At 52.4% G+C, this 231-nt stretch carries 1 protein-coding gene; it reads left to right on the top strand.

Annotated elements, in window-relative coordinates; translation table 11 throughout:
• A partial coding sequence (locus BLA28_RS34025) for a hypothetical protein (protein ID WP_207650806.1) occupies positions 1-205 on the top strand: 205 nt, incomplete at its 5' end.
• Positions 206-231 lie beyond the last annotated feature (26 nt).

Raw genomic sequence — 231 nt, 5'->3', positions numbered from 1 at the left:
GGCGAGTTTATACGCCCCTTACAGGATCCTCTGCATGGCCGGGAACGGCAGCGGAGCGAGGAAGGCCGGCCGGGCAGGATACACAGGCACCGAGGCTGGAGAGGGGTTGAACTGTTATGGCTTATCACCTGGGGCATTTTTTGTCCTAACCATGCAGTACGCGAAAACACAGGTAATTTTATGTGACAAAAAAAAAAGGCCTTAATTCCATGCGGCAGCTGGATTACCAAT

It is taken from the genome of Eisenbergiella tayi (assembly GCF_001881565.1).
Lineage (GTDB): Bacteria > Bacillota > Clostridia > Lachnospirales > Lachnospiraceae > Eisenbergiella > Eisenbergiella tayi.
The sequence above is the reverse complement of the archived record's forward strand: the minus strand, read 5'-3'. Positions and strand labels throughout refer to the sequence as shown.